The sequence below is a fragment of the Oceanobacillus sp. NCCP-135 genome (genome assembly GCF_059698015.1).
This window is the reverse complement of record NZ_BAAKSZ010000013.1, coordinates 82,137-107,842: the sequence shown is the minus strand read 5'-3', so window position 1 is coordinate 107,842 and position 25,706 is coordinate 82,137. Positions and strand designations below refer to the sequence as shown.

General features: G+C 38.4%; 26 protein-coding genes and 1 pseudogene. 16 read left to right on the top strand and 11 right to left on the bottom strand.

Annotation, left to right across the window (positions count from 1 at the left end; all coding sequences use genetic code 11):
- Positions 1-84 precede the first annotated feature (84 nt).
- The 3 genes from AC6HVZ_RS11080 to AC6HVZ_RS11070 all read left to right on the top strand — a co-directional run bounded on the left by AC6HVZ_RS11080 (position 85) and on the right by AC6HVZ_RS11070 (position 2,954).
- Positions 85-1,953: an endonuclease gene (locus AC6HVZ_RS11080; protein WP_497558225.1), complete on the top strand. Its 1,869-nt coding sequence runs from the start codon at positions 85-87 to the stop codon at positions 1,951-1,953.
- Positions 1,954-2,481: 528 nt separating this feature from the next.
- Positions 2,482-2,811 (top strand): HIRAN domain-containing protein, encoded by a 330-nt coding sequence (locus AC6HVZ_RS11075; protein WP_497558224.1) that lies wholly within the window; start codon positions 2,482-2,484, stop codon positions 2,809-2,811.
- On the top strand, positions 2,790-2,954 hold the full coding sequence (locus AC6HVZ_RS11070; protein ID WP_497558223.1) for a hypothetical protein: 165 nt from the start codon (positions 2,790-2,792) through the stop codon (positions 2,952-2,954). Before AC6HVZ_RS11075 ends, AC6HVZ_RS11070 begins: the two co-directional genes overlap by 22 nt.
- Before the next feature lie 207 nt (positions 2,955-3,161).
- On the opposite strand, the gene AC6HVZ_RS11065 is transcribed toward AC6HVZ_RS11070, so the two are convergent.
- The 7 genes from AC6HVZ_RS11065 to modA form a co-directional block, all read right to left on the bottom strand.
- The gene (locus tag AC6HVZ_RS11065) at positions 3,162-4,937 is read right to left on the bottom strand and encodes a DUF262 domain-containing protein (RefSeq protein WP_497558222.1); all 1,776 of its coding nucleotides are present in this window, start codon (positions 4,935-4,937) and stop codon (positions 3,162-3,164) included.
- A 92-nt stretch (positions 4,938-5,029) separates the two neighbouring features.
- Positions 5,030-5,578: a hypothetical protein gene (locus AC6HVZ_RS11060; protein ID WP_497558221.1), complete on the bottom strand. Its 549-nt coding sequence runs from the start codon at positions 5,576-5,578 to the stop codon at positions 5,030-5,032.
- A gap of 60 nt (positions 5,579-5,638) precedes the next feature.
- A complete protein-coding gene (locus AC6HVZ_RS11055) occupies positions 5,639-5,851 on the bottom strand; it encodes a hypothetical protein (RefSeq protein WP_497558220.1) in 213 nt (70 codons plus the stop codon).
- Between the two features lie 574 nt (positions 5,852-6,425).
- Entirely contained in the window at positions 6,426-6,680 is a 255-nt protein-coding gene (locus tag AC6HVZ_RS11050; RefSeq protein ID WP_497558219.1) for a hypothetical protein, read from the bottom strand.
- A gap of 162 nt (positions 6,681-6,842) precedes the next feature.
- The gene (locus tag AC6HVZ_RS11045; RefSeq protein WP_497558218.1) at positions 6,843-7,901 is read right to left on the bottom strand and encodes a sulfate/molybdate ABC transporter ATP-binding protein; all 1,059 of its coding nucleotides are present in this window, start codon (positions 7,899-7,901) and stop codon (positions 6,843-6,845) included.
- A 3-nt stretch (positions 7,902-7,904) separates the two neighbouring features.
- Positions 7,905-8,585: a molybdate ABC transporter permease subunit gene (gene modB, locus AC6HVZ_RS11040; RefSeq protein ID WP_497558217.1), complete on the bottom strand. Its 681-nt coding sequence runs from the start codon at positions 8,583-8,585 to the stop codon at positions 7,905-7,907.
- The gene (modA, locus tag AC6HVZ_RS11035; RefSeq protein ID WP_497558216.1) at positions 8,586-9,374 is read right to left on the bottom strand and encodes a molybdate ABC transporter substrate-binding protein; all 789 of its coding nucleotides are present in this window, start codon (positions 9,372-9,374) and stop codon (positions 8,586-8,588) included.
- Positions 9,375-9,506: 132 nt separating this feature from the next.
- Between modA and AC6HVZ_RS11030 the strand changes: the two genes are divergently transcribed.
- A complete protein-coding gene (locus AC6HVZ_RS11030; protein WP_497558215.1) occupies positions 9,507-9,626 on the top strand; it encodes a helix-turn-helix domain-containing protein in 120 nt (39 codons plus the stop codon).
- Between the two features lie 220 nt (positions 9,627-9,846).
- Here the strand turns inward: AC6HVZ_RS11030 and betA are convergent, their stop codons facing one another.
- Positions 9,847-11,532, bottom strand: a complete 1,686-nt coding sequence (gene betA / locus AC6HVZ_RS11025) for a choline dehydrogenase (RefSeq protein ID WP_497558214.1) — start codon at positions 11,530-11,532, stop codon at positions 9,847-9,849.
- Positions 11,533-11,658: 126 nt separating this feature from the next.
- Between betA and AC6HVZ_RS11020 the strand changes: the two genes are divergently transcribed.
- Positions 11,659-11,811 carry a hypothetical protein gene (locus tag AC6HVZ_RS11020; RefSeq protein WP_497558213.1) on the top strand — a complete coding sequence of 51 codons (153 nt, stop codon included), beginning with the start codon at positions 11,659-11,661 and terminating at the stop codon, positions 11,809-11,811.
- A gap of 196 nt (positions 11,812-12,007) precedes the next feature.
- Here AC6HVZ_RS11020 and betB read toward each other — a convergent pair whose 3' ends face one another.
- On the bottom strand, positions 12,008-13,465 hold the full coding sequence (gene betB / locus AC6HVZ_RS11015) for a betaine-aldehyde dehydrogenase (protein ID WP_497558227.1): 1,458 nt from the start codon (positions 13,463-13,465) through the stop codon (positions 12,008-12,010).
- Between the two features lie 380 nt (positions 13,466-13,845).
- On the opposite strand from betB, the gene AC6HVZ_RS11010 reads away from it, so the two are divergent.
- Together AC6HVZ_RS11010 and cudC are read left to right on the top strand one after the other, a co-directional pair.
- Positions 13,846-14,745 carry a glycine betaine ABC transporter substrate-binding protein gene (locus AC6HVZ_RS11010; protein WP_497558212.1) on the top strand — a complete coding sequence of 300 codons (900 nt, stop codon included), beginning with the start codon at positions 13,846-13,848 and terminating at the stop codon, positions 14,743-14,745.
- A 202-nt stretch (positions 14,746-14,947) separates the two neighbouring features.
- Entirely contained in the window at positions 14,948-15,526 is a 579-nt protein-coding gene (gene cudC / locus AC6HVZ_RS11005) for a choline uptake/conversion transcriptional regulator CudC (protein ID WP_497558211.1), read from the top strand.
- Between the two features lie 1,061 nt (positions 15,527-16,587).
- On the opposite strand, the gene AC6HVZ_RS11000 is transcribed toward cudC, so the two are convergent.
- Positions 16,588-17,763 carry an NAD(P)/FAD-dependent oxidoreductase gene (locus AC6HVZ_RS11000; protein WP_497558210.1) on the bottom strand — a complete coding sequence of 392 codons (1,176 nt, stop codon included), beginning with the start codon at positions 17,761-17,763 and terminating at the stop codon, positions 16,588-16,590.
- 202 nt (positions 17,764-17,965) lie between these two features.
- Between AC6HVZ_RS11000 and AC6HVZ_RS10995 the strand changes: the two genes are divergently transcribed.
- The 3 genes and pseudogenes from AC6HVZ_RS10995 (at position 17,966) to AC6HVZ_RS10985 (ending at position 19,827) form a co-directional block, all read left to right on the top strand.
- Positions 17,966-18,238 (top strand): (2Fe-2S)-binding protein, encoded by a 273-nt coding sequence (locus tag AC6HVZ_RS10995; protein ID WP_497558209.1) that lies wholly within the window; start codon positions 17,966-17,968, stop codon positions 18,236-18,238.
- A 7-nt stretch (positions 18,239-18,245) separates the two neighbouring features.
- Positions 18,246-18,524 (top strand): annotated as a pseudogene (locus AC6HVZ_RS10990) ((2Fe-2S)-binding protein); the annotation flags it as partial.
- 94 nt (positions 18,525-18,618) lie between these two features.
- Positions 18,619-19,827: an NAD(P)/FAD-dependent oxidoreductase gene (locus AC6HVZ_RS10985; RefSeq protein WP_497558208.1), complete on the top strand. Its 1,209-nt coding sequence runs from the start codon at positions 18,619-18,621 to the stop codon at positions 19,825-19,827.
- 405 nt (positions 19,828-20,232) lie between these two features.
- On the opposite strand, the gene AC6HVZ_RS10980 is transcribed toward AC6HVZ_RS10985, so the two are convergent.
- The gene (locus AC6HVZ_RS10980; RefSeq protein WP_497558207.1) at positions 20,233-21,075 is read right to left on the bottom strand and encodes a MurR/RpiR family transcriptional regulator; all 843 of its coding nucleotides are present in this window, start codon (positions 21,073-21,075) and stop codon (positions 20,233-20,235) included.
- 195 nt (positions 21,076-21,270) lie between these two features.
- Between AC6HVZ_RS10980 and AC6HVZ_RS10975 the strand changes: the two genes are divergently transcribed.
- Genes AC6HVZ_RS10975 through AC6HVZ_RS10950 form a run of 6 tightly spaced genes read left to right on the top strand, consistent with a single transcriptional unit; the run spans position 21,271 to position 25,689 of the window.
- Positions 21,271-22,146: an N-acetylneuraminate lyase gene (locus AC6HVZ_RS10975; protein WP_497558206.1), complete on the top strand. Its 876-nt coding sequence runs from the start codon at positions 21,271-21,273 to the stop codon at positions 22,144-22,146.
- A gap of 24 nt (positions 22,147-22,170) precedes the next feature.
- Positions 22,171-22,851, top strand: coding sequence for an N-acetylmannosamine-6-phosphate 2-epimerase (locus AC6HVZ_RS10970; RefSeq protein ID WP_497558205.1), 681 nt, complete (start codon positions 22,171-22,173; stop codon positions 22,849-22,851).
- Positions 22,852-23,250, top strand: a complete 399-nt coding sequence (locus tag AC6HVZ_RS10965; protein ID WP_497558204.1) for a hypothetical protein — start codon at positions 22,852-22,854, stop codon at positions 23,248-23,250.
- Positions 23,247-23,912: a DctP family TRAP transporter solute-binding subunit gene (locus AC6HVZ_RS10960; RefSeq protein WP_497558203.1), complete on the top strand. Its 666-nt coding sequence runs from the start codon at positions 23,247-23,249 to the stop codon at positions 23,910-23,912. Before AC6HVZ_RS10965 ends, AC6HVZ_RS10960 begins: the two co-directional genes overlap by 4 nt.
- Before the next feature lie 25 nt (positions 23,913-23,937).
- The gene (locus AC6HVZ_RS10955) at positions 23,938-24,411 is read left to right on the top strand and encodes a TRAP transporter small permease (protein ID WP_497558202.1); all 474 of its coding nucleotides are present in this window, start codon (positions 23,938-23,940) and stop codon (positions 24,409-24,411) included.
- Positions 24,412-25,689 carry a TRAP transporter large permease gene (locus AC6HVZ_RS10950; protein WP_497558201.1) on the top strand — a complete coding sequence of 426 codons (1,278 nt, stop codon included), beginning with the start codon at positions 24,412-24,414 and terminating at the stop codon, positions 25,687-25,689.
- The last annotated feature ends 17 nt before the right edge of the window (positions 25,690-25,706 follow it).

The following is a 25,706-nucleotide window of genomic DNA, read 5'->3' as shown; positions in this document are numbered from 1 at the left end:
GCTCTTTATTGGGGGAAAATAAAATTTGCCTTGTCCTTAACACCTTGGGACACTTGCACTTTGAGACTTCGCAATTAGCTCTACTTGCCAGAAGGTCTTGATGAACGTGATAAATGGGGACCAGCAGTGGACGAGGGGATTTATCATGGTGGTGGAGTAGAAGAGGGACCATATGCCGCTATTTCCAAATTAAACGAAGGAAAAGCAGCCTTCATTGGGGATTCCTCTCCTGTTGAGGATGCGACACCGAAATACCGAAATGAAGAAACTGGTAAAAAGAAAACAACGTACGATGGATTTACAGACGCAGATAACGGAGAATTACTATTAAATATCATTGATTGGTTAGCAGAAGATGAAACCTATGCAAGTTTTGCCGAGGCAGGTATTCCATTAGATGAACCTTCTCCATTCTTGGATAAGGAAATACCTGGGAATTCAACAGAACCTCAGGAAGAACCTTGGAGGGCACCGTTAGAATCTTATGATTGGTTTGATCCAGCAACATTCGCATCAGGTTCTTTTGGATCACCTGAAGATCCGGTTGCGGAACCGGAATTATCCTTGAACTATCCATCTGTTTTGCCAAATAACGAGCCCTTTACCATTGAAATAGTGGCAGAAGGTTTAAAGCCGGGACAAACGATTACGGGATATAACCTTGGTATTTATTTAGCTGGTGGTAAGCAAGTTGCCAAAGTCCAAAATGCGGACGGAAGCTGGCCTGCTAACTATGGCTATAGTGAAGATTTTCCACTTACAGCAAATAGTGACGGAATTGCCAAGCAAACATTAAACGTACAGCTGGACGAAAATGCGGATGGAAATGCAAATGTACGCTTGCGCCAAGGTTCAACAAACGTCATTACAAATCCCGCGCTTATTGGAGAAGCGGAAGAAACTGTTAAACTATCAATTCAGGAAGCACGTGATTTAGCGGATGGCAAGTCTGTAGAAGTAGAGGGTGTTATTACGACAGAACCAGGAGTCTTCGGTGGACAAGGCTTTTATTTACAAGATGAAACGGCAGGGATCTATGTGTTTCAACATGATGAGGCGTTTTGTCCTGGAGATAGAGTGAAGCTTGAAGGTGTCGTAACAACATTTCAAGGTCTAAAGCAAATTTCAGATCTGAAGCAGATCGAAGTAATTGGAAAAAGTGGACTCCCAGAATTTGAAGCTGTCGACCAAATAGACGATGCCAATCAAGGACAACGTGTTAAGCTTCAAGGTGAAATTGAAAATATAGTGTCTTACTGGAATGCATTTGAATTTGATGTAAGGAATGGTGAAAATCGGACGAGAGTGCGCGTTGATGACCGAACAAATATTTCTTATGAAGCGTTTCTAAGTAATTATGAAGAAGGAGAAGAAGTTTCAGTATCTGGTGTAGCTTCGATTTTTCAAGATACGTATCAATTATTAGTGGTGGCTGAAGACGATATCCAAAAGACGGCAGATTCTGATTCTGCCCCAATCATTAACCCTACTCCCGACTTCACGACATTTGATATTACGGGATCCTATCAAATTCCAGTGGATGTGTATGATGAAGATGGAGATTTAGCTGAAGTTATCATTGAGATGGAAGACAATACAATGAAAGATGATATTTCTATTGAGCCTCTAGATTATACACCTGGGAGCTATGAGATAAAAATTATTGCACGGGATTGGGCGGGGCATGTCACGGAAGAAGTGTTTCCTGTAGAGGCGATCCTCTCCTTATCTGAACTGGATGAATTAGTGGAACTAGGGGAAGATCAAGGTTATCTTGATCAAAGAATCGAAAAACGGTTATTGAAAAAGGCTAAAGATGTTCAAACCGCTAAAAGTGAACAAGCAAGAAATGGTAAATGGAATGCGTTAGTGTATCAGATTGAAGCGCAGCTGGGTAAGAAAATAGAGAGGGATTATATGGAGTATTGGGAAAGTCCGGTTGAAATGCGGTAGGTGAATGAAATGGTGCGGGATTAGGTGAGTAGCGGGAATAAAAACGTTAGGACGATGTAACGTTCGCTGAAATGATATTGGCATTGCAGGATTTGAAAATACATGCTAATAGAAAGATGAAAAAAGGGAGCTAGGCACTTCAGCCAAGCTTCTTTTTACTTTAAGTGAAGCACAAAGAGATTGGTTATTGAATATTATACCATTTAGAAGAGGAAAAATCTTAGAGTGGATTGGAAAGGAGGAAACAAACATTGAATAAGTAACGTTCATACGCTTTTAGTTGTATGGCAAGACAACAAAAGTCGATTGTACTATCATATTGGAACTCTTTCTCATTACGACGGTCACTTTGAGTTCTTTTATACAAACTATGGATCTGGACATCGCAAGCTTAAAGAAGCACTTGATAACGGATATATGCCGCATCCTGCATTTCCCAATATAAAAAAGGTTTAAAAGTCAAAAGTACTTTTTCCTGTATTCGATCGTCGTTTACCTTCTTCCGATCGCTCAGATTTTAGAGCTATTATGAGTGATTTGGGTCTGAACGATAATTCTACAAAAATGGATTTCTTGCGGCAAACTCGAGGTCGTTTAGCAAATGATACCTATTCTTTTGAGCAACCATTACGCCGTGAAAGTGATGGTAACCTATATTCAAGCTTTTTTGTTCATGGAATGCGTCATCGGAATTTACCTGCAGCTTGGCCAGATTGGCTGGCAATTAATGGATCGCTAGAATTACGGAAAGAGTCTACAAATCCTGGTGATCCACATGCAGTGGGGGTTTATACCAAAGGTGGTAAACACTTAGGATATGTTCCTGGATTCTACAGATGGCCATATATGCTCTTCTAGAACAAGATGCAGATCCGATTGTACGAGTCATATATATAAATGAAAAGTCTACTTCCTACTGGTGGCTTAAAGTTGATTTCGAATGTAAGATTCCAGCCGATGATAAAGTTGAGTCAACTGAAGTATTATCTGTAATGCAATAATAGCTCTTTAGAAAAAGCCCGTATTTCTATATTTAGATTTACGGGTCTTTATTTGTTCATATTAGATATAAAGTATATCTTGATTTAAATTTTTACCCTATCCAACGTTTACGGTGAACCATGACGTATCTAAGTGCGGTTTTGAGTATAGTTAAAGCTATGAAATTAAGTCACTTGGTCAATTTCATAGCTTTTAAAAACAAGATTTTAAATTAGACCTTTTCTTTTTAATTCCCTTATTGCTCTTAAATCTTCAGGGGTGGGGGGTGGAGTTGGTTGTTCTTCATTTTGACTTAGAAAATCGGGTTGATTTAATCCCCAATTATTTAATATATTTAACAGTTCATCAGAAACTCGTATGTCTCTCTCTCGAATTTCATCCATTCCCCAGTCTTTATGTTCGCTAGATAAATTTAATAAGATTTGAACTTCGGACTTCTTGTAACTCTCTTGTTTTTTAAAAAAATACCCGTTACTTGCAATGATATTAAGCTTTTTCTCAAAAGGTATTTTATTTCCTATATGTTCCACAAGTTCTTTTACCTCTTCATCAGAATTATTTGGAAAATAACTAGATTGCCACCTTCGGGGTAGAATATGCTCAATCTCCCATTTACCAGGAAGGAGATGCTCCTGCTTTTGATAGGCAAGGATCTTTAGAATCATCCGAACAGTGTTACGATGAGCCGTTTTAATCTTAATTTTTAGTTCTTGTTCATCCACCTTATTAAAATTAAATATAGGTGTAGGCGAATTAATAATTTCAGAATTTAAATTTAAAATTCCTCGTTTGACTGCATTAATAGTTGGCGTAACTATGTAGCGAGCTGCTAAAATAGCAAGTAAGTTTTTAAGGAACCTTAAAAAAAGTGCTTCAAAATTTGGTAAATCATGATGGTTAAGATAATAAATAACTACTGGATATTTCCAAAATTCATTTGGATACGATGATAACCCATCAAGTGTTTGTTTAATCTCGATATTTTTAGACCAATCCTCATCTTCTATTTCTACACGATTATTAACCACTTTCCACAAATTCAGCATTGAATTTAAGTTTGTTATAATATCAGTTTTATATAACTGTTCAAAGTTATTTCTTGAATAATACTTTCTTAGCCCTGGAGTTGTGGTATTTCTATCATTTTCTAATGCTCTTAAATAGAACATATAATAATAGAATAGTTTTTGAATACTTTCACTAGCATCTGTCGCTTCATCATCAAGTTGTTGCCATTGCTCAATGAAAACAGATCTCTTTTCAATGCTTAGATTATTATAGATTTTCGCTTTAAAAATATCAGCATCCGATAAAGCTAACCCTCTATCGTTAAGAGTTGAAAAGATTGTTAAAGCTGTATCTTGGGAATCTGCTGTGATTGGTAACAAAATTGCCTTGTTTAAAATATTCCTAATAAACCAAAAAAATAACTCCGGTTCATTTGTAGCATAATTCTCAATTAGCTCTGTAAATAGCTTATAGTTAAGTGAATAGTTATCTTTTGCAGTTTCTTCAGTAGTACCATTAACAAGAATCTGACCAAAAATTTTGTTTCCCTCATCACTTATAACTCTAGATTCAATAAGAGCTCTTTCAAAGTTAACCTCAGCTGTTAATTCATCTTGTTCCCACAATGCTGATTCTATCTGTCCTTTGAAGTTTGCCACTTCTTTTGTTTCTGTCATAGAATTAAGCTTGGAGTAAAGCGCCCGTAACAATAAGAATAAAGATGTTATTCGCTGTTGACCATCTATGATTTCTTGTTCACCACTATCACTTTCATAAGAAACAATCGTTCCTAGAAAATAAGTGCTTTCATTATTATTTTCTGTATACTCTGCTAAGTCTTCAAAAAGTGTTTGAATCTGTTCGTCAGTCCATGCATATGGACGTTGATATTCAGGAATAATAAATTTATTTGCTTTTCCTGTTTCTAATAGTTGCTTAACACTCTGTTTATTTACTTCTATAGATGTAGTCATTATTTATTTTCCTCTCTTTTAAAAAAGATTATTTTTTTAATACTAGACTTAAACAACAACACACATTTACTTGTACTACCGATTAGTGATTATCACTCTTCTTCAAGTATAATTTCTTCAAAATCAACATCGATAATGTCAGGAAAATTATCTTTCATAACTTTATACTCATCCATTATATCCTCTTTATTTAGAGTCAATGAATCCGACAATGCATCTGCTAATTTCTTTCCCATCGGACCCATGGTGACATATGTTATTGATCCGGAGACAACACCGCCTAATACTGGGACAATCTTGGAAACACCTTTTGCAAATGAATCTTTCGTGAGTTTAACACCAACATAACCTGTAACCTTTTTTATTATCGGATAAAATAAAGTCTTAGTAAGAGCTTGTTGAGGTAATTTTTTGAGGATTGCTTTTGAAAATCCAGATGATAAAAATTTTACTGCTGAAGTTGTTCCTCCAACCCCAAACATCACACCCAAAAATAGTAAGAGCTTATTTCTAGCATCCTCTGTATCACTGTATTCTTCTAACCACAAATCTTTGTGTCCATATAGGTAGGCTAATTCTTGGGCTAATCTAAGAGAAACACCTAAAAATTGCATGATGTCTGCGGGTATTGTTGCTGTCATCGCAATTCCACCAGGCAATCCAGCTATAAATGAAGCGGATGTACTTGACAGGGTATTTTTTTAAATTCTGGAAATAGCAATATTATCTAAAACTTCTTTTTTTACTCCAGCTATATAAGGTCCTTCTTTTAAAATCTCTTCAAGTATTGCCGGAGTTACAAGTTCTGAAAACGTATTGGTTAGAAAGCTTTCTCTCCCTATTTTTACACCAGGTATTTTTAATACTTGTTCAAGTGCGGTATCCATATCTATATTTATTTTATTTTTTTTCATAGAATTGTCTCCTACTATAGATTTTTCATTATTTAATTTTAATATAAGAGCAATTAATTGAATAATAGTTTAACATGGATTGTTAGTTTCTATGATATCATTAAATAGGTTAATTATCATTCGTATTTCTCCTACACTACTGTTCAAATATGTAATGGAATTAGACAGAAAAAATAAATCTATCGATGAAAAAAATTAGCGTTACAATTACGTTCACCATAATCGTAACGCTCTTTATATTTGATTACTTCACCTTTTCCTAGTCACCCAAGAATTTCTATAACTAGTTCTTTAATAATTTCCTTATTATTCATGTCTACCCACCCCTCAGTAATCACTAGGAAGCAACATTGTTTGATAAGCTCCATCATCTATACACCAAACGGTACCACTTACGGATGGATGATGCATATTTTAACGGAATCAGGCACTCGCACTTTCTTTCAGGTATTTTTTGTCTTTGGATGATGTGTTGCTTATCTTGCTTGTTCTCAAGTTCAAATACCTGTAAGTAATCCAGTTTTTCTCCCTGTTCCCGTTGATGGTCTAGCATGAGACCAATTCTGAAATATTTCTATCCATCTATTTTTTCAACTTCTACACATTCCATTGCATTCATGTGATCAATTAACATCTGCATGTCTTCTTCTTTATCAAAATGGTAGATACAGGAATAGGGTGGCAAGCTAAATTCATCTAATGATTCTCCATCATTTTCAGCTTCATACCATATTAAAAATTGGTTTTTAATTTCCTTTACATAAAAAGAAGGCAAATGTTCATCTGCTTTTAAAGCATGAACATCTGCCATCGTTTGAATTTTAGTCATTGATTGTTCTCCTAACTTTTTTGTGATTAAAAAGGCTATTCGTCTTTTGCGGTAAAAGACTCAGCCTGATCATCCAATGTGATTCCTAATTCATTTGAGGGATACCGAAAAGAAATGCGCTAGCTGCTTTTTACTTATTACCCATTTGGTTTCCTCCACTAATTATCTATTTTCTAACAAAAACATATGTCTTGGTGAAAGTTCTACCTTATAATTCCCTTCTAACAGAGAATCAATTTTATTATTGGGAATAGAAGCATCTATACTAAATGTATTCTCAATTAATAAAGATATATTAGTTTGGTGAATGCCTTTTATCATTTCAGTAATAGAAAAGTGAAACAAGTTATCTGAGTGCGTGTCGAATTTTTTAAAATGAATATTTTCGGAATAAATACCAACATGTGTAATATCAGGGGAAACTACCTGTTTTTGAACTTTTAATTTTATACCTTGAACTTCACACTCTAAGTGGTCTGAAACTTCTGTTACTGAATTGACAGGTAGGATATTTTTACACCCAATGATTTTTGCTGCTGATCTATTTGCTGGTTTTTTAAAAACTTCATCTTTTTTTCCTGACTGAATAATAGTTCCCTTATCATAAAGGATTAAATGGTCACAAAGTCGATAGGCTTCTTCCATGTTATGGGTTACAAGTAGAACAATGCCTGAATAATTTTCTCTCAAAATATTTAATAGTTCTTGCTCAAGAATGTGTTTAACATGATGGTCTAAAGCAGAAAAAGGCTCATCTAATAAGAGTAAACTAGGTTCTGTTATTAAAGTTCGAGCAAGTGCTACCCGTTGTTGTTGCCCACCAGAAAGTTGATTTGGATAGTGTTTTTCATAGCCAGAGAGTTGGACCTTTTTTAGTATGTTTGAAACTTTTTCCATTTTTTCAATCTTTGTTTGTCCCTTTAGTCCATATTCAATATTCTTCTCAACCGTTAAATGTGGAAAAAGAGCATAGTTTTGAAATACATAACCTATATTTCGATCCCTCGATTTAATATTAATTCGCTTATTAGATTGGTAAAGAGGTTGTCCATTTAATAGAATCTCACCCATAGCTGGTTTTTGAAGACCAGCAAGGCACTGTAATGTGAGACTTTTTCCACAACCTGAAGGACCAATGATACCTGTAATTCCTGTTCCGACGGCAAATTCAGCATTTAATTGAAAGTGCTTTAGTGTTTTTGCGATTTTGACGTTCAGCATAAATCAATTATCCCCCTTACGCAATCGTTTTCCCAGTCGATTAATAATGTATAATACACTCACCGACACAGAAGTCATGATTACGACTAGGATATTAGCCAAATCACGATTACCTGCTAGTAATGCGTCATAAATAGCAATCGGCATCGTCATTGTTTCATTTGGAATGCTTCCTGCAATCATAAGTGTTGCCCCGAAATCACCAAGGGCTCTTGCAAATGCAAGTGTAATCCCTGCAGCAATCCCTCTCCAAGCAAGAGGGATAATCACTGTAATGAAAATATTGAATTCTGATCTTCCTAATACTCTTGCAGCATTCAACAATGTTGGGTCAATTTCGGCAAATGCAGACCTTGCTGATTTAATCAAATAAGGTATTGATACAATGAGGGCCGCTACTACAGCACCAGTTGGTGTAAAGACAATCGTTATATCAAATCGATCTTCTAGAAATTTTCCGATTGAACTTTGTCTCCCTAATAAAACAAGTAAATAATAACCTATGACGGTTGGTGGAAGGACAATAGGTAAGGTTATTAATGTATCGATAATATCTGCTAACTTTCCATTTGACCGATTGAGGAAATAGGCAATGGGAATTCCAATTATAAATGTAAGTAGAGTTGCAGTTAGAGCAACTCTAAATGATAAAAATAGTGGAAATAAATTAATTCCCTCTAACATTTACTTTCCCTCCGGTACGATAAAACCATAACTCTCCATGATAGGTTTTCCTATTGGCCCCTTAATGAAGCCAATGAATTGCTTTGCCAATTCTTCTTGGTCTGTACGTCTTATAACAGCAATAGACTGTTCAAGCGGAGCATGCAACTGATCATCAATTATATGAAAAGTAACTTCGTCTTCTTTGTAAAGAGATAGAGCGATTATACCTACCTCAGCATTTCCCGTTTCGATAAATGCGAGAGTATCTGAAATATTTCTGCCATACACTAACTTTCCTTCTAGCTCTTCCCATAACCCAGCCGATTTAATTGCTTGTTTTGCTGCTAATCCATAAGGGGCATGATCAGGGTTAGCGATGGCAACCTTTTTCACTTCTGGTTTTAATAAATCTTCTAAATTCTTTATTGTTAAGGGACGATCAGGAAGAGTTGAAAGGCCAATTCTACCAAATGCATATGTTGTTTGTGTTTCTGGAATGATTAGGTCCTTTTCTCTCAATTGATCAACAAATTTGATGTTAGCAGCAGCGTATAGGTCAAAAGGTGCACCGTTTTCAATTTGATCTGCTAACTGTCCCGTTGACCCGAATGAAAAGGTAACTTTTGAGTTTGTTTCTTCTTCAAATAATTTTCCTATGTCATTAAAGGCCAACGCCAAGTCGGACGCAGCAGCAATTTTTAATTCAGATACACTATTTTCTTGTGATTTATTTGAAGAACAACCACTAGTAACTATCAGAAGTGGAATGGTGAGTGATATCATCAGTTTTAGATAGTTATTTTTCACTGTAGTTCATCTCCTTATATCTAGCTATAACTAAATATAATTATACGTGCTTTTGATGAAGGGATACAACTAGAAATGTTCCAATAATGGTAAAACTAGATATAACTAATTTATATCAAAGAAGGCTTATAAGTGGCTAAAAAATCCTATACAACCGAGGAAGTAGCACAACTATTAAAAGTTTCTAAATTAACGATCTATCTCCGCAGTCTAATAAATCCATTACAAATAGGCGGACAAACTATCATATAGTTTATCCTCGCTTGTGATATATTTTACTTTAAAGGTAAAAGTAGCCATATCCCTTTTTTGATCCCTGCTTGGGTAGTCTCTTGATGACATTGGGCACTGATCCCATAGTCATTTACATAAAACAAGAAGAAGGTACAACGAGCAGATTAAATCCGCTAGTTATGCCTTCTTTTACAGAAAACTTTCGATTGTTCCCTTAAAGAGTCCTCCCAACAATAACTTACTCCTTAACTGTGCCTGCGTTTGCTGGGTGAACGCCATGACGGTAATAATCTTTATATTCGGGCGACAATGGTTTTTGTCCACGGATAATATCCGCTGCTTTTTCCGCCAGCATTAACACCGGTGCATGGATATTTCCATTTGTTGTATGTGGCATAGCAGATGCATCAACTACACGCACATTGTCCAGGCCATGAACCTTCATGCTCTCTGGGTCTACGACTGCCATCGGGTCGGAAGCTGGTCCCATTTTTGCCGTGCAGGATGGATGAAGTGCTGTTTCCGCATCCTTCATTACCCATTCCAGAATTTCCTCATCTGTTTGAACAGAGAGCCCGGGTGAAATTTCACCTGTACTGTAAGGCGCTAACGCTGGCTGAGAAAGGATTTCTCGTGATACGCGGATTGCTTCAATCCATTCATTTCGATCCTCTTCGGTAGACAGATAGTTACATACGATACTTGGATGCTGGAAAGGATCTCGTGAACGAATTCTCAAGCTTCCTCGGGAGTTGGAATACATTGGTCCGACGTGTACCTGGAATCCATGCTTCGTATCCGCTTTTTGTCCATCATATCGAACCGCAAGCGGGAGGAAATGGAACATCAGATTTGGGTAATCAACCTCTTCATTCGAACGGACGAATCCACCACCTTCAAAATGGTTCGATGCTGCTGGTCCAGTACGGCCAAGCAGCCATTGCAAGCCTATCCAAGGCATTTTCGCTTTATTTAAGCTAGGCTGTTCTGAAACGGGCTGCGGACAAGCGTGCTGAATATATACTTCGAGATGATCCTCAAGGTTTTCACCTACACCCGGCAAGTCAACGATTGGGTTAATGCCAAGTGAGCGTAAATGTTCAGCGTTTCCTACACCGGATAATTGTAATAATTGCGGCGTGTTGAATGCTCCACCGGAAAGAATAACTTCACGTGCGTTAACATGATAGGTTTTTCCATTCTTTTGGTATGTTACACCTTGCGCTCTGATACCATCAAAATTGATACTGGTAACAAAAGCACGTGTCTTTACGGTAAGATTTTTGCGTTGCATGGCAGGGCGTAAATATGCTCGTGAGGCAGAAACCCGTCTTCCGTTATGCACTTGACTGTCAAATGGACCAAAGCCTTCTTGACGAAAACCGTTTACATCAGGTGTTCTGGTGTAACCAGCCTGAACAGCTGCATCGAAAAAAGCCTGAAATAAAGGATTTGTTGCCGGTCCACGCTTTAATTTAACTGGACCATGGTGACCGCGGTACTCATCAGATGAATCTGCTCCAAAGGTTGTTTCCAGTCGTTTAAAGTATGGAAGGCAATGGGCAAAATCCCAATTTTCCATGCCAGGCTTAGATCCCCACCGATCATAGTCCATCGGATTGCCACGTTGGTATATCATGCCATTTATGGAACTTGATCCCCCTAGCACTTTCCCCCGAGCATGTGCGACACGACGTCCATTCATATAAGGCTCAGCGTCCGTGGAATAGATCCAGTCATAGAAACGGTTGCCTGATGGGAACATCAAAGCTGCCGGCATTTGAATAAATAAATCCCAAAAGTAATCATTGCGTCCTGCTTCCAGAACAAGAACACTGCTATTTTCATCTATACTTAGGCGGTTACCGAGTACAGAACCTGCACTACCTCCTCCAACAATTACATAATCGTATGTTTGATTCATCTGAAATACCTCCTTAAAGATTGTAGATCTTTCACAAAGTACGGGGAAATTAATAGGTTTGTTTCTTTAAAATACACATTATACCGATTCCGAATAACCCAACTGATCCCACCCTCCCCGTAAAATGTGATTGAACCAGGATTGTTAAATGGAATACAGTATACAAAAGAAGTTGAAAACATATCCAAACGCTTTTTGGTTGTTGACATGATTGGCGAAGTTTCATTGTACTTAACGAAGCTAGCAATCTATTTCCTCTTCTTTGACTGTATCATTTAATTAGTTAAAAATATTTTTAACGTATAGAATAATATAAACATAACATGGTTTTTTAAACTTGTAAATCTAGAGGTAGTGTTCTAGATTTCGCAAAATGTATAAGGCACATGTTGGGACAAACTCAAGATTAGCTCTAAACCTTTCTATGAAAGAAGGCTTAGAGCTATTGGGTATAAGATATAGATTTTCAGCAAAATTATTTAAACCATTTAACAGGTTTCGGTTGTTTGTTACGATAAATATGCTTAACTTCGGTATATTCTTCCATACCTTCTGGACCAAGTTCACGGCCAATGCCTGATTGCTTATAACCGCCCCATGGTGCTTGTGCAAAATAAGGATGGAAGTCATTGATCCAAACGGTACCCATTCGTAAGCGTGCTGCGACAAATTCTGCCTTATTCAAATCTTGCGTCCACACGGCTCCAGCTAAACCATATATCGTATCGTTCGCTAATTTAACAGCTTCCTCCTTGGTCTCGAAAGTTTCTACTGTCAATACCGGCCCGAATATTTCTTCCTGGACGATGCGCATAGTGTTTGTACAGTTGGTAAATATGGTAGGTAAATAGAAAAAGCCGTTTTGCAATTCTGGATCATCAGGGCGCTTGCCGCCAACAGCTAGTTTGGCTCCTTCTTTTTGACCTATTTCCACATAGCTTTCAATTTTCGCTCGGTGTTCTGCAGAAATCATCGGACCGCTTTGTGTGTCTTCATCAAACCCATTGCCTAATTTGATTTGTTTCGTTCGTTCAACGAGTGCTTCAACAAATTCATCATGAATGCTCTCTTCAATTAACAGCCTAGATCCCGCAGAGCAAACTTGTCCTGCATGGAAAAATACAGCATTTAATGCTTGATCAACCGCTGTTTCAAAGTCAGCATCGGCAAATACGATATTCGGATTCTTTCCGCCGAGCTCAAGTGCGATTTTCTTCACATTATGACTGGCTGCCTGCATGATGGTTTTACCAGTATCAATGCCACCAGTGAATGAAATTAAATCAACGTCATCATTGGCAGATAGTTCTGCGCCAACAGATGCCCCGGAACCTAGCACTAAGTTGGCTACACCCTTTGGTATACCAACTTCTTCTATTAGTTCAAAGACTTTAACCGTTGTTAATGGTGTGATTTCACTCGGTTTCATAACAATGGTGTTACCTGCTGCTAACGCTGGTGCAATTTTCCATGCGGCTTGTAATAAAGGATAATTCCATGGTGTGATTTGACCACAAACACCAACGGGCTCGCGAACAACTTTACTCTCACTGTTTGGTATCGGTGATTCAATGACATCACCGCCGTTTTTATCTGCTAAACCACCGAAATAAAAAAATACGTTAGCGATGTCGGCCATATCAGCACGGCTTTCTTGGACTGTTTTACCTGTATCCAATGTCTCCAATTCAGCCAGTTCCTGCAAGTCTCGACGAATCAATGTACCTATTCTGTAAACGAGCTCACCACGTTCACTGGCAGGTAATGTGCTCCAGTTTCCTTCATCAAATGCTACCCTTGCTGCTTGAATGGCTGCTCGAGAATCTTCTTCATTTCCTTCACAAGCAGTTGCAATGACTTCTTGATTATATGGGTTAATGATATCTCGTGTTTCTCCTGATTTGGCGTTCACCCACTCACCATTTATATACATTCTTTGTAAGCGCAAATCATCACTCCTTTGGGTACTATATTATTAAATTTGTTAAATAAAAATTAAATTTTATTAATACAATTATCCTAACAGTACTTATAATTACTTGTCAAACATTGAAAAAATATGAAATTGTTTCATCCTTGCTACAACAGTATTGAAACGAGATGAACGAAATATTCCGATTTGACAAATCAAAATCTTTCGTTAACCTATTTACATATAGTAATATATTTAAAATTTATTAAATGTATTTATTTTATTTAATAAAGGGGGCGAAAGTAGTAATCCAAAATTATTTACGAGCATCCTTAAGCAAAGGTGTGTGCTTTTTACTAGATGTTTGCCAAAATATAAATTGGAAAGGTGTTTGATAATCAATGAAATTTCGCAGAATAACTCCATTCATTTTATTTACTATGATACTTTTTGTACTAGCGGCTTGTGGTTCGACTAGTGGAAGTGCCGATTCGGACAGTTCCTCTGGCGAATCGAATGAAAGCAGTGGCACAATCACGATTGGACAGATTAATTGGCCTGAAAATATTGCAGTGACCAATTTGTGGAAGGCTATTCTGGAAGATGAAGGTTATGACGTGGAGTTCAAACTTCTTGAAATGGGTCCTCAGATGGCCGCTTTATCTTCAGGAGATTTAGATGTGGCACCGGAGATTTGGTTGCCGGTACAAGATAAGAGTTACTATGAACAGTATAAAGAAGAAGTTAATTTTTTCGAAGATCCATGGTATGAAAATGGGAAAGTTGGCTTGGCTGTTCCAACGTATATGGAAGATATAAATAGCATTAGCGATTTAAATGAAAACAAAGAAAAATTCGATGGCGAAATAATCGGTTTTGAATCTGGGGCAGGTACAATGTTGGTAACGCAAGATGTAATCAAGGAATACGGTCTTGATTATGAATTGGTTGCGAGCAGTACGGCAGCAATGATTACCTCCATTAAGAATGCGGTGGAAGAAAAAGAACCGATCGTTGCACCGCTATGGAAACCACATTATGTGTTCTCTGAAGTGGACTTAAAGTTCTTGGAAGATCCAAAAAAAACCTTTGGTGAAGTTGAAAAAATTTATATGGCAACCCGAGATGAATTTGACGCAGACCATGAAAAGGTTAGTAATTGGTTGAAAAACTTTAATTTAAGCGACAAGCAACTTGGAGAATTAATGCTTATGATTAAAGAAAACAAAGACAATCCTATTAATGGTGCACAAATTTGGGTGGAAGAAAATCAGGATGTAATTGAAAAATGGATGAAGTAATGTAAGGCAAGGGACGATTCAATGAGAGAATCGTCCCTTTTCCATGAAGAATAATTTTTAAGAGAGATATTTCTAAGAATGCTTTTGGTAAATTTAAGTTGCATCTTCGTGATACTGATTATAAAATGAAAGAAACGTTTAATTTATTATAAATCAATTTAATTAAAAAATGCTCTTATTTTCGGTAAAAAGAGGTGCCACAATGGAAGAAAATCGAAATAATGTTACTAATGAAAAAGCCAAAGAAAAAATCGCCCAAGCTGAAAGTATGATGATTAATACGATTTCAGAAACGATGGATCTTTATGGTGTTACCCCTTCTGTAGGACGTCTGTATGCCACCATGTATTTTAAACATCAACCTATTACCCTAGATGAAATGAAAGATGCACTTGGTATGAGTAAACCAAGCATGAGTACATCTGTTAGGAAGCTTCAAGAAATCAATATCGTTCAAAAGGTATGGCAGAAAGGCTCAAGAAAAGATTCCTTCATGGCTGAAAAAAATTTCTTCAATTATTTCTCTCAATTTTTTGGTATGAAATGGGAGCGAGAAGTGAGTATGTTTTTGGTTAGTATTAAGAAGGCTCAAGATCAACTTCATGAGGTGATGGAAAATAGTGAGACAGATGAAGCATTGCGAGAAAAAGCTAGGCTGCATTACCAACAACTCGATGATGCCATGGTCTATTATCATTGGTTGGAAAAGCTTACCAAACTTACTAAATCTGGCGAAATATATAATTATATACCCTTAGAAGATACAGGTGAAAGGGATTAGTTATAATAAAGATGTCGATTAGATCGCAGAAATTAATGGGTAGGTATGTAAAATATAAGGTCATGCACTTCCTGAAGGTTTAAATTTGTTATATTCACTGCTGAATTTTGGAGATTTTTACTCGGGTTATTGCCATCATTGAAAGAGTCAGTTCCTCGCTGTGTTAAAGTATAAGCGTTGTGGGGAACTGACCTTTATAGCCATCCGTGATGATTTATTAATTGAAGTTATTTCTATTATAAAGAGCCAAATATGTTCTTGACGAGTAATTTCACATAGTAAATATACTTACCACGCATTCACGGGCAGTAATACCCCCACTGAATGAATTTTCACTTTATTAGACATTTTATATACATTTAATGCCTTTAATGACTTAATAAATGTAAACAAAATGTCATTTCATACATTTATTCATATATTTAATTAAGGAGAGGTCGCAAAATACCCCTCCATTTGTTATTTATTTCACTCTACAAACCGGTACGGTGAACCATATTACAAATACTGGTAAAACTGATGGTAGAAATGTAACACTCAGCAGTCTTATAAATCCATCACAAATAGGAGGACACCCTGTTCCGTGGTTGCGGCAACCGCTTTTTTATAACGATAAGTATAAAATTCACTCGTGTTTTTGCTAAAATAAGGAAAAGTTGAGAGAAGGACTTATGAAGTTGAGAGAAGAGTGTTTGAAGTTGAGAGAAAAGCCTATAAAGTTGAGAGATAATTGTAAATTCCCTTATTTTCTCTCAAGTTTCACCCAGTATCGCTCAACTTAGCCGCTGTATCTCTCAACTTTCACCCAGTATCTCTCAACTTAGCCGCTTTATCTCTCAACTTTCATCTCTAATTAGGATGGCCATTTCTCCAGCACTTCATCATTAGTTTGTTATGGACTATTAGGATATCACCAATGGTGGAGCAAATCCTGTTCATGGTTGTGTGACTTGCAAAATGGAGATATTATTCTTTCATGTGGGAATAAATGATTGGCTCTGTACATGAGCAAAATAAATGGGGGGTGCACGGTTATGCACCCCCTAAAGTCATATCAGCGATTATACGGTTGCGGCTTGAAAGCGTTCGAATTTCAATGGATCTGTCGGGATAATCGTTTCTTCTTTTCCTTGCACGAGCTCTTCGACTAATTTTCCGGTGACAGAGGCCATGCTGATGCCATCCCCCTCATGTCCGGCAGCGATATAAAAGCCGGGGATTTCATCTACTGCGGAGACGATCGGCAAATGGTCTTCTGTAAACGGGCGGAATCCAGTGTACGTACGGATCATATTAAAATCATTCATGGAAGGGAAGAATCGGAGTGCCCGGTTTGCGATGCTGCGGACAACGTCCATATTTACCTGTTCGTCATAGCCGACAAACTCCCGACTGCTTCCAAGCAGGAAGTTCTGGCTGTCTGTTGGCTCGAGAACAAGTGCAACACCGTGTTTCTCCGTGATTGGATCAACGTTGCGCTGACGACCGAATTTATTCATTAAGTAACCAAATTCCATCACATTCCGCAGCATCACTGGGTTTGCTCTGGATCCTACCATAATATGTCCTTTTCTCGGTACAATCGGGATCTTCAGGTCGAGCATTTCACCGATAAACGGTGCCCATACTCCCGCTGCATTCACAACTTTTTTCGCTGTGATGGTGCCTGACGATGTCTCGACAGTAAAATCTTTTTTCTTTGCTATGGAGGTCACTTCTGCATTTAGCTTTAGTTTTAAGCCATATTTTTTTGCTTTATCGATCAGAGAGTAACAAAATAAGTACGGGTTAATCAGGGAGTCTGTTTCGCATTCCAGCCCACCTGGAATATCATGGGCAAAATACGGAGACTCTTTGCGTATGTCGGCATTTGTCAGGAAATTGAACTTGAGTCCAGAATCACTTTGCGTTTTCACCCATTCCTTTGCTGCCTCTGCTTCGTCATCGTTGTCACATACTAGGATACTGCCAAGTGCCCGGTACTCATACGGCAGCTCTAGTTCATGCTGTAGTTCAGCAATGAGCTCCTGACTTTTCCAGGACATCTGACTGTCAAAGCCAGGATCTTTGTCAACGATGGATACATTACCATCACATCTGGATGATGTACCACTTGCGATATCATTTTTTTCAATCAACATACAGTCCATACCGGCTTTTGCAACGTAATAGGCAATCGAACAGCCGACAATACCACCGCCGATAATCACCACATCAGCATGATTTTTATTTCCCATGGTATATCTCCTTTTACTAAAAATTGAAGAAAGAGCTTTCATTTTTTCTGTTTTTTTGTGAAAATTAATCTATCGTCTATGTTAGAATAGATTTGTGGAATCTGTCAATTCATTTACCATACAATTCAAAGCGATCTTTTAACCAAAAGCACAAGCTAACATTCAGGAATTGTTCAAATCATGATAAAAGGAGAAATGAGCCATGGAAAAATTGGTTGTTTGTAGATGTGAGGAAGTATCACTGGAAGACATCAAACACACTGCTGAAACGTATCAATGCTCAGCACGTGAAGTGAAGCTGCGTACGCGCGCCGGCATGGGATACTGCGGGGGACGTACGTGCAGACCGCTAATCAATGCAGCTCTAGAAGAAGCAACAGGAGAAAAACCCGGTAATGATCTCCCGCTGAAAGTCCAGCCACCTGTCAGACCGGTATCATTATCCGTGTTAGGAGGTAATAAAGGTGACAAATAATCGAATCATGGATCACCCTGTACTGGGAAAATTAAAGAAAGAAACAGCGTTTATGTTTACGTTTGACGGAAAGGACTATCAGGCATATGAAGGAGATACCATCGCTTCTGCCCTGCTTGCCAATGGTGTCCGTACACTTAGAGTACATGAAAGATCAGCATCACCACGGGGTATTTATTGCAATATTGGGCATTGTTTTGAGTGTCGTGTAACCGTTGATGAAACTCCGGGTGTCCGAGCCTGTTTGGCCGAAGTGAAACCAGATATGGTAGTGGAAAGCGGTAAACCGAAAGCAGATCCGTTTGTGGATCACCGTGAAAACATGCCGCATACATATACGGAATTTGAGCAAAGAAATAATCATAAGGTGGGAAATAATCATGTCTGATGTTGTAATTATTGGTGCTGGTCCGGCAGGTATATCTGCTGCGATTTCCTGCCGTAAGTGGAATCTGGATGTAACCGTCCTGGATGAATTTCCAAAACCGGGTGGTAGGTTACTCGGTCAATTGCATCAGGAGCCTGACGGACAGTGGTGGAACGGGATTGAAGAAACCAAAAAGCTGCTTGATGATGCAACAGCGTTATATACAGATATCCAATGTGGTGTATCCTGTCATAGTATCGAAAAAACGGAAAATGGATTTATCGTACATACGAATAAAGGAACGTTTCCGGCAAAAAGTCTGCTTATCGCAACCGGGGCCGCCGAGTCGGCAGCACCGATTCCGGGTTGGACGCTGCCGGGTGTCATGTCGATAGGTGCTGCTCAGGTCATGACGAATGTACATCGTGTCCGTGTCGGTAATAAAGGAATCATAGCCGGTGTGAATGTATTATCCGCTGCAATTGCCAGGGAACTACAGCTGGCCGGTGTTGGACTGCATAGTATGGCGTTGCCGGTAAAAAATTCGGTTACATCTGAACACAGTAATCCGAAGAAGGTGATGGATGGATTGGTACGAATTGCACATCTTGCTCCATCTGCTTTTCTTCGTTTCGGAAGTAAATTTGCCAAAATAAACTGGATCCGTAATATGGCGGTTACATTTTATCCGAAACGCGGTGTGAAAATGTGGGGCATGCCCATTCATATCCGTAAAGCAATTGTCTCTATAAATGGAACAAAAAAAGTCGAGTCGGTCACGATATGTGATGTGAAATCTGATGGAGAGCCCATTTCAGGAAGCGAAAAGACAGTGGAAGTGGACTTTGTCTGTATCGCCGGTGGACTTTATCCGTTAACTGAACTTGCGGCTGTCATCGGTTGTCCTTTTCAATATGTGGAAGAGCTGGGTGGGCATGTTCCTGTCCATAATAAACAGATGGAAACGCCTGTGGAAGGTTTATTTGTCGCAGGTAACATCACAGGCATTGAAAGCTCTAAAGTTGCCATGGTACAGGGTAAGCTCGCCGGCTTATCCATTGTGAAACAAATGATCCGTGATTCGAAATCCATTGACGAGAAAATAGATGCAGCAATGAAAGAAGTTGAATCCGTTCGTGAAAATGCGTCCATCCAGTTTCATCCGGATATCCTAGAGGGCCGGGAAAAGATTGCCAGCGCATTTCAGAAACAACAAGCCTAATTAAAGAAGGTCATCTTTTCCGTAAAGGTGGCCTTCTATGCAGACGTAAGAAACTATAAAATTCAAATGCTGTGGATATACTTAGATACCCAAACACCCACGTTCAGCTCCAGCGCTTTTGTTCAAGAAGTAAGAAAGTAAAAACGAAATTGGCTCTTTCGCCGATTTCTTCAAATCCTACTTCTGATTTCTGGAAAGACGCTTTAGTGTTTTTCTCAGAATGGCAGTACAAGCGCTTGGAGTCCCGACTGCGAGGTACAGTATTTAAGCGGTAGCAATAAATCAAAGCACATATAGCGAAGGAAGCATCAATATAAATGGATGCTTCCTATTTCTTTTCAGAAAGATTCGTTAGTTTCTATGTAGATCAAGACAAAAGCTTTCCTTGGATCCATGTTTTCCCCCTTAATATAACTTATTGGATATAGTTTGTGCGATTCGTTCTTTTGTTTGTTTGGCTTTTTCGTAATTTGTCATTGTAATTCCCGTACATAAAAGGTCTATCACATATAACTGTGAAATCTTTGAAACAAGCGAACCACTGTCCAATGGGTTTTCCTTGGCAGATGTCAGTAAAACAATATCAGCATATCGCGTTAGCGGAGACTTCATATAGTTCGTTATGGCAATCACCTTTGCACCATTGTCCTTTCCTGTCTTGACGGCATCAATGATATCCTTCGTACTGCCTGTTAGACTGATTGCGATAATGACCGTATCATCGCTGACGGAGTTGGAGCGAATCACCTGGGTATGGGAATCTGTGATGGTTTGAATATTCACCCCGATACGCATTAACCGGTTCTGCATATCCAATCCAGCGATACCTGATGATGAAATACCATATATAACAACTGTCTTTGCCTCATTAATCTGTTCAATCGCCTTCTGTAATTGATCATCATCGACTAATTGGTACGTATCATCAACCGCTTGGATCATATTATTTCTCACTTTTTCGATATATGTCTCATCATTGTTGCTTTTTTCCCGAATAGAAAGCTCTCTAGCCAAAGACAGCTTGAACTCCTGGTACCCTTTATAGCCTAATTTACGGCAAAAACGTAAAACTGTAGCTTCCCCGACTTGGCAAGCAATTGCCAATTCAGTTAGTGATTGATAAACGATTTGTTCAAAATTTTCCGTGATGTATTGGTACATCTTTTGCTCAGATTTTGTAAATGTGTTTTTGTTTTGCTCCATTAGAATACTTAAATTCACCGTATTGTCATCTAATTGATTAGCCATATATATCCTCCTTCGATTCTAATTGTATCCTTTTGGTCGTCGTTTTTGCGACTTTATATCTTATGTTAGCCTAATTGGAGATAAACTCCAATAATAAAATAATTATTGATAATTTGTTTCCATATTGTTATGATACACCTAAATCATGAAGAATGAAAGCGGATACCTAATTGCCGCTGGATGGAGGTATATAGAATGAATGGTATTATGACAGCTTTGTTGACACCGTTTAATGAGGATGGAACGCTCAATGAAAAAGGACTACGGGAGGTGATTCGACATAATATTGATGAAATGAAAGTTAATGGGTTATATGTAGGCGGTTCCACAGGTGAAAGTTTTCTGATGGATGAGAGTACTCGAGAAGAGATCCTACGAATTGTCAAAAATGAAGCAGGAAATGACGTTACCTTGATTGCACAAATCGGCTCATTAAACATCGAAGAGGCGGTCAGGTTAGGAAATGCGGCCAAAGAACTTGGCTATGATGCCCTATCTGCAATTACGCCGTATTATTATAAATTCAATTTTGCAGAAATGAAAGCCTACTATCAACGAATTACGGAAGAGACGAATCATCCGATGATTGTTTATTCGATTCCGGTTCTTACTGGAACTGAAATCACGATGGAGAACTACGGTGAGCTATTAGCATTGCCAAATGTCATTGGTGTTAAGTATTCCGATCCAAATCTTTCGAAGCTGACGAAGTTGAAAGAATTGCACCCTGATAAAGTATTTTTCGGTGGAGCAGATGATATGCTTCTTCAATTTGCTGTATCTGGAGCAGATGGTGCAATCGGTAGTACTTATAGCCTCATTGGTAAAGAAGCCACTAAAGTATTTAATGCCGTACAAAGCTCAGATCTTCCGAAAGCACGTGATTTTCAAAATCGAATGAATAAGGTCATTTCGATTTTAGAAGAAGTTGGTGTTTATCAATCAATTAAACATGTTTTAAAACAACAGGGCGTTGATGGAGGATATATGAAATTTCCTTTCAGAGAAATTAGTGAAGAGGAAAAGAAAAAAGCAGAAAAAATTATCGATCTCCTATCAGTAGGAGAATAAATCACCTTAGTAGGAGTTTAGCAGATGAGTAAAAAACTAATTGTATCTTGTCAGGCTTTAGAAGATGAACCGCTTCATAGTTCATTTATTATGTCTAAAATGGCACTGGCTGCCTATCAAGGGGGAGCAAGTGGTATACGAGCCAATACTGTTGCTGATATCCGAGCGATAAAAGGGGAAGTAAATTTACCGATAATTGGGATCATTAAACAGGATTATGACGACAGTGAGGTTCGAATTACACCAACGATTAAGGAAGTAGAGGATCTGTATGAAGAAGGTGTAGATGTCATCGCCTTTGATGCAACAGATAGAATTCGCCCGAACAATGAAACGTTTGAATCCTTTTTCAAAAAGGTAAAGGAACGATTCCCAGAGCAAAAGTTCATGGCGGATGTGTCAACGGCAGAAGAGGCAATCCATGCTGAAAAATGTGGTGTGGATATTGTGGGTACAACCCTAGTCGGATATACGTCTTATACAGAAGATGACGAACCTCTAAAGACGTTGGAAGCAGTCCTTAAGTCAAGTGATTTACCGGTGATTGCAGAGGGAAATATTGACACACCCGAAAAGGCAAAGCGAGCTCTTATGCTTGGAGCTTCAGCTGTAGTAGTAGGTAGTGCCATTACGAGACCACAGAACATAACCAAAAAGTTTTCAATGAAAATGAATGAATCGAACATAACTAGGGAGGGAAATTAAATGAAGAAAAAATTGTTTTTCATGTTAACTTTAGCACTAGTACTAATTCTTGCGGCATGTGGAGATAGTGAAGAAGATAGTACGTCAGATAGTTCTTCAGATAGTGACAATGGGGAAAGCACAGGTGAACCGGTTGAACTACAGTTCGGTATGCAACCGAATACACAGTCCAATGAATATGAGGCAGCTCAATTTCTTGCAGACTATGTAGAAGAAGCAAGTGATGGACAAATGACCATCACCATTTACCCAGATGCACAACTTGGTAATGACCTTTCCATGCTTGGGCAACTGTCAGATGGTTCTCTTGATATTACATTATCAGAAATGGGACGTTTTGGTGAATGGCTCCCACGCGCTGAGTTATTGGCGGTACCATATGTGCGGTACCATATGTGATTGAAGATTTTGATCACATCAAACGGGTTGTTTATGAAACAGAATTTGGTGAAGAATTGCGTAATGAATTAATCGACGAGCATGGACTACGTGTAGTTGACAGTGCATATAATGGGACACGTGTAACATCTTCAAACAAAGAAATTAACAAACTAGCAGATATGGAAGGGATGAGCCTTCGTGTACCGGAAGCACAGACATTACTAGATTATGCAGAATATGTAGGAGCGACTCCGACACCTATGGCATTTGGAGAAGTCTATCTTGCACTACAAACTGGACAAGTGGATGGACAAGAGAATCCATTATCTGCAATTCGTGCACAAAGCTTCCATGAAGTACAGGATTACATTGCTTTAACGAATCATGTTGTGAATGACAATACTTATGTGGTCAGTGAACAGACGTGGCAGGAGCTTCCTGATGATCTGCGTCAAATCCTGGAGGAAGGTATTGATAAGGCTACAGACCATCACACAGAATTGTTCCAAACAGAGGAAGCAGAATTAATTGAGTTCTTTGAAGGAGAAGGTGTAACCATCACAGAACCTGATTTAACTGAATTTAGAGAAGCACTTTCAGAAGCATACCCTAACTACTATGAAAAAATTGGTGATGGCGCAAAAGAGTATATGGAAATGATTCAAGAAGCACGCCAATAAACAACCGTGAAGGTGATTATTTATGTTGAAAAAATTTCATGACAACTTTGAGGAAATTATCGGCACCGCACTGTTTGTCATCATGCTGGTTGTTTTAGTTGTACAAACTCTGACACGCCAAGGAATAGGTGTACCCTTGGTGTGGACAGAGGAGTTAAGTAAACTGCTATTTATTTATGCGGGTTATTTAGGAATTGTAGCTTGTATAAAAGATGACAGCCACGTATCGATTGATGTTTTCCTTAAGAAACTCCCAGCTAAAGCACAAAAATGGGTGTATACATTTAACCAATTATTGATTCTTGCTGCGCTGATCGTAGTGTTTTGTATTAGTATACCTATTGTAGAAAGACAAGAGCATTTGACGATTGTTACATTGCAAATATCCTATGCTTACATGTATGCAGCACTGCCAATTCTCACCCTGCTTATGATTTATCGATTAATTGAACGTTTGGTTAAGGAATGGCGCAAAAGTAAAGCTGCGGAGGTGAAGTAAATGGAAATTGCTATCATTTTTATTCTATGGATAGTATTACTGTTTATCGGTATTCCAGTCGGATTCACGTTACTTATTGCAGCACTTGCGTATTTTTTAATGGGAGATTGGAACCTGGTATTTGCCTCAGGAGCGCAATTAATTGATGGGATCAATAACTTCACGCTATTAGCAATTCCATTCTTCATCTTAACTGGTACGTTGATGAACGCTTCTGGGATTACAGACCGTATTTTCAATTTTGCTATGTCCTTAGTTGGGCATGTACCTGGTGGAGTAGGTCATGTGAACATTACTGCTAGCTTAATGTTCTCTGGCATGTCTGGTTCATCCCTGGCAGATGCTGGTGGGCTTGGTCAGCTAGAGATTAGAACGATGCGAAAGGCAGGCTATCATGATGACTTTAATGGTGGTTTGACGGCAGCTACAGCGATTCTTAGTGGGATTATACCGCCTAGCTTGAACATGATTATCTATGCAGCAATTGCTAATGTTTCGGTTGCTTCTATGTTTATTGCAGGGTTGGTACCCGGAATTATGATTGCAATCGCTTTATTTATTACAACGTATATAATGGCGAAAAGACGTGAATATGTAGTTCTAGAGCGAGTCAGTTTTAAAGTAATCTGGGAGAATTTCCGGAAGGCCTTTTGGGCATTGCTGACACCGATCATTATTATCGTTGGGATTTTCTCGGGATTTTTTACACCGACAGAAGCTGCCGTTGTGAGTACGGTATACGCTTTATTCCTAGGGTTCTTTGTCTATAAAGAGCTAACATTGAAAAAAGTATATGATAATTTCGTGGAAGCTATGAAGATGACTGGTGTTGTTGTCCTCATGCTTGCAGCTATTGAGTTTTTTGGACAATTCGTGGTCAGAGAGCGAGTAGCAATTAAAGTTGCTGATGCATTTTTAGGGGTGACAGAGAATCCGATTCTTCTACTCTTGTTAATCAGTGTACTATTGATCGCTCTAGGAACATTTATTGAAGCGCTTGCCTTACTCGTGCTTGTTGTTCCAGTGTTAATTCCAATGGTAACAAGTGTTGGCATTGATCCGATCTTTTTTGGAGCATTTGTTATCCTGAACTTAATGATCGGTATTTTGACACCACCAATGGGAATGGCCTTATTTGTTGTATCACGGGTTGGTAATATTCCGGTGGGCACGATGTATCGAGGAGTCCTACCATTCTTAGTTCCGATCGTGGTAGTGATGCTTGCACTGATTTTCTTCCCTGAACTATCGACCTTCCTTGTAGACATCTTGAACTAGTGAGTAAAACATGAATG

Excerpts from the sequence above, each read along its gene's own strand:
- AC6HVZ_RS11075 (WP_497558224.1), top strand. The coding sequence starts at position 2,482 with ATGAGTGATTTGGGTCTGAACGATAATTCTACAAAAATGGATTTCTTG.
- AC6HVZ_RS11070 (WP_497558223.1), top strand. The coding sequence starts at position 2,790 with ATGGCCATATATGCTCTTCTAGAACAAGATGCAGATCCGATTGTACGA.
- AC6HVZ_RS11065 (WP_497558222.1), bottom strand. The coding sequence starts at position 4,937 with ATGACTACATCTATAGAAGTAAATAAACAGAGTGTTAAGCAACTATTA.
- AC6HVZ_RS11060 (WP_497558221.1), bottom strand. The coding sequence starts at position 5,578 with ATGACAGCAACAATACCCGCAGACATCATGCAATTTTTAGGTGTTTCT.
- AC6HVZ_RS11055 (WP_497558220.1), bottom strand. The coding sequence starts at position 5,851 with ATGAAAAAAAATAAAATAAATATAGATATGGATACCGCACTTGAACAA.
- AC6HVZ_RS11050 (WP_497558219.1), bottom strand. The coding sequence starts at position 6,680 with ATGACTAAAATTCAAACGATGGCAGATGTTCATGCTTTAAAAGCAGAT.
- AC6HVZ_RS11045 (WP_497558218.1), bottom strand. The coding sequence starts at position 7,901 with ATGCTGAACGTCAAAATCGCAAAAACACTAAAGCACTTTCAATTAAAT.
- modB (WP_497558217.1), bottom strand. The coding sequence starts at position 8,585 with ATGTTAGAGGGAATTAATTTATTTCCACTATTTTTATCATTTAGAGTT.
- betA (WP_497558214.1), bottom strand. The coding sequence starts at position 11,532 with ATGAATCAAACATACGATTATGTAATTGTTGGAGGAGGTAGTGCAGGT.
- betB (WP_497558227.1), bottom strand. The coding sequence starts at position 13,465 with ATGTATATAAATGGTGAGTGGGTGAACGCCAAATCAGGAGAAACACGA.
- AC6HVZ_RS11010 (WP_497558212.1), top strand. The coding sequence starts at position 13,846 with ATGAAATTTCGCAGAATAACTCCATTCATTTTATTTACTATGATACTT.
- cudC (WP_497558211.1), top strand. The coding sequence starts at position 14,948 with ATGGAAGAAAATCGAAATAATGTTACTAATGAAAAAGCCAAAGAAAAA.
- AC6HVZ_RS11000 (WP_497558210.1), bottom strand. The coding sequence starts at position 17,763 with ATGGGAAATAAAAATCATGCTGATGTGGTGATTATCGGCGGTGGTATT.
- AC6HVZ_RS10995 (WP_497558209.1), top strand. The coding sequence starts at position 17,966 with ATGGAAAAATTGGTTGTTTGTAGATGTGAGGAAGTATCACTGGAAGAC.
- AC6HVZ_RS10985 (WP_497558208.1), top strand. The coding sequence starts at position 18,619 with ATGTCTGATGTTGTAATTATTGGTGCTGGTCCGGCAGGTATATCTGCT.
- AC6HVZ_RS10980 (WP_497558207.1), bottom strand. The coding sequence starts at position 21,075 with ATGGCTAATCAATTAGATGACAATACGGTGAATTTAAGTATTCTAATG.
- AC6HVZ_RS10975 (WP_497558206.1), top strand. The coding sequence starts at position 21,271 with ATGAATGGTATTATGACAGCTTTGTTGACACCGTTTAATGAGGATGGA.
- AC6HVZ_RS10970 (WP_497558205.1), top strand. The coding sequence starts at position 22,171 with ATGAGTAAAAAACTAATTGTATCTTGTCAGGCTTTAGAAGATGAACCG.
- AC6HVZ_RS10965 (WP_497558204.1), top strand. The coding sequence starts at position 22,852 with ATGAAGAAAAAATTGTTTTTCATGTTAACTTTAGCACTAGTACTAATT.
- AC6HVZ_RS10950 (WP_497558201.1), top strand. The coding sequence starts at position 24,412 with ATGGAAATTGCTATCATTTTTATTCTATGGATAGTATTACTGTTTATC.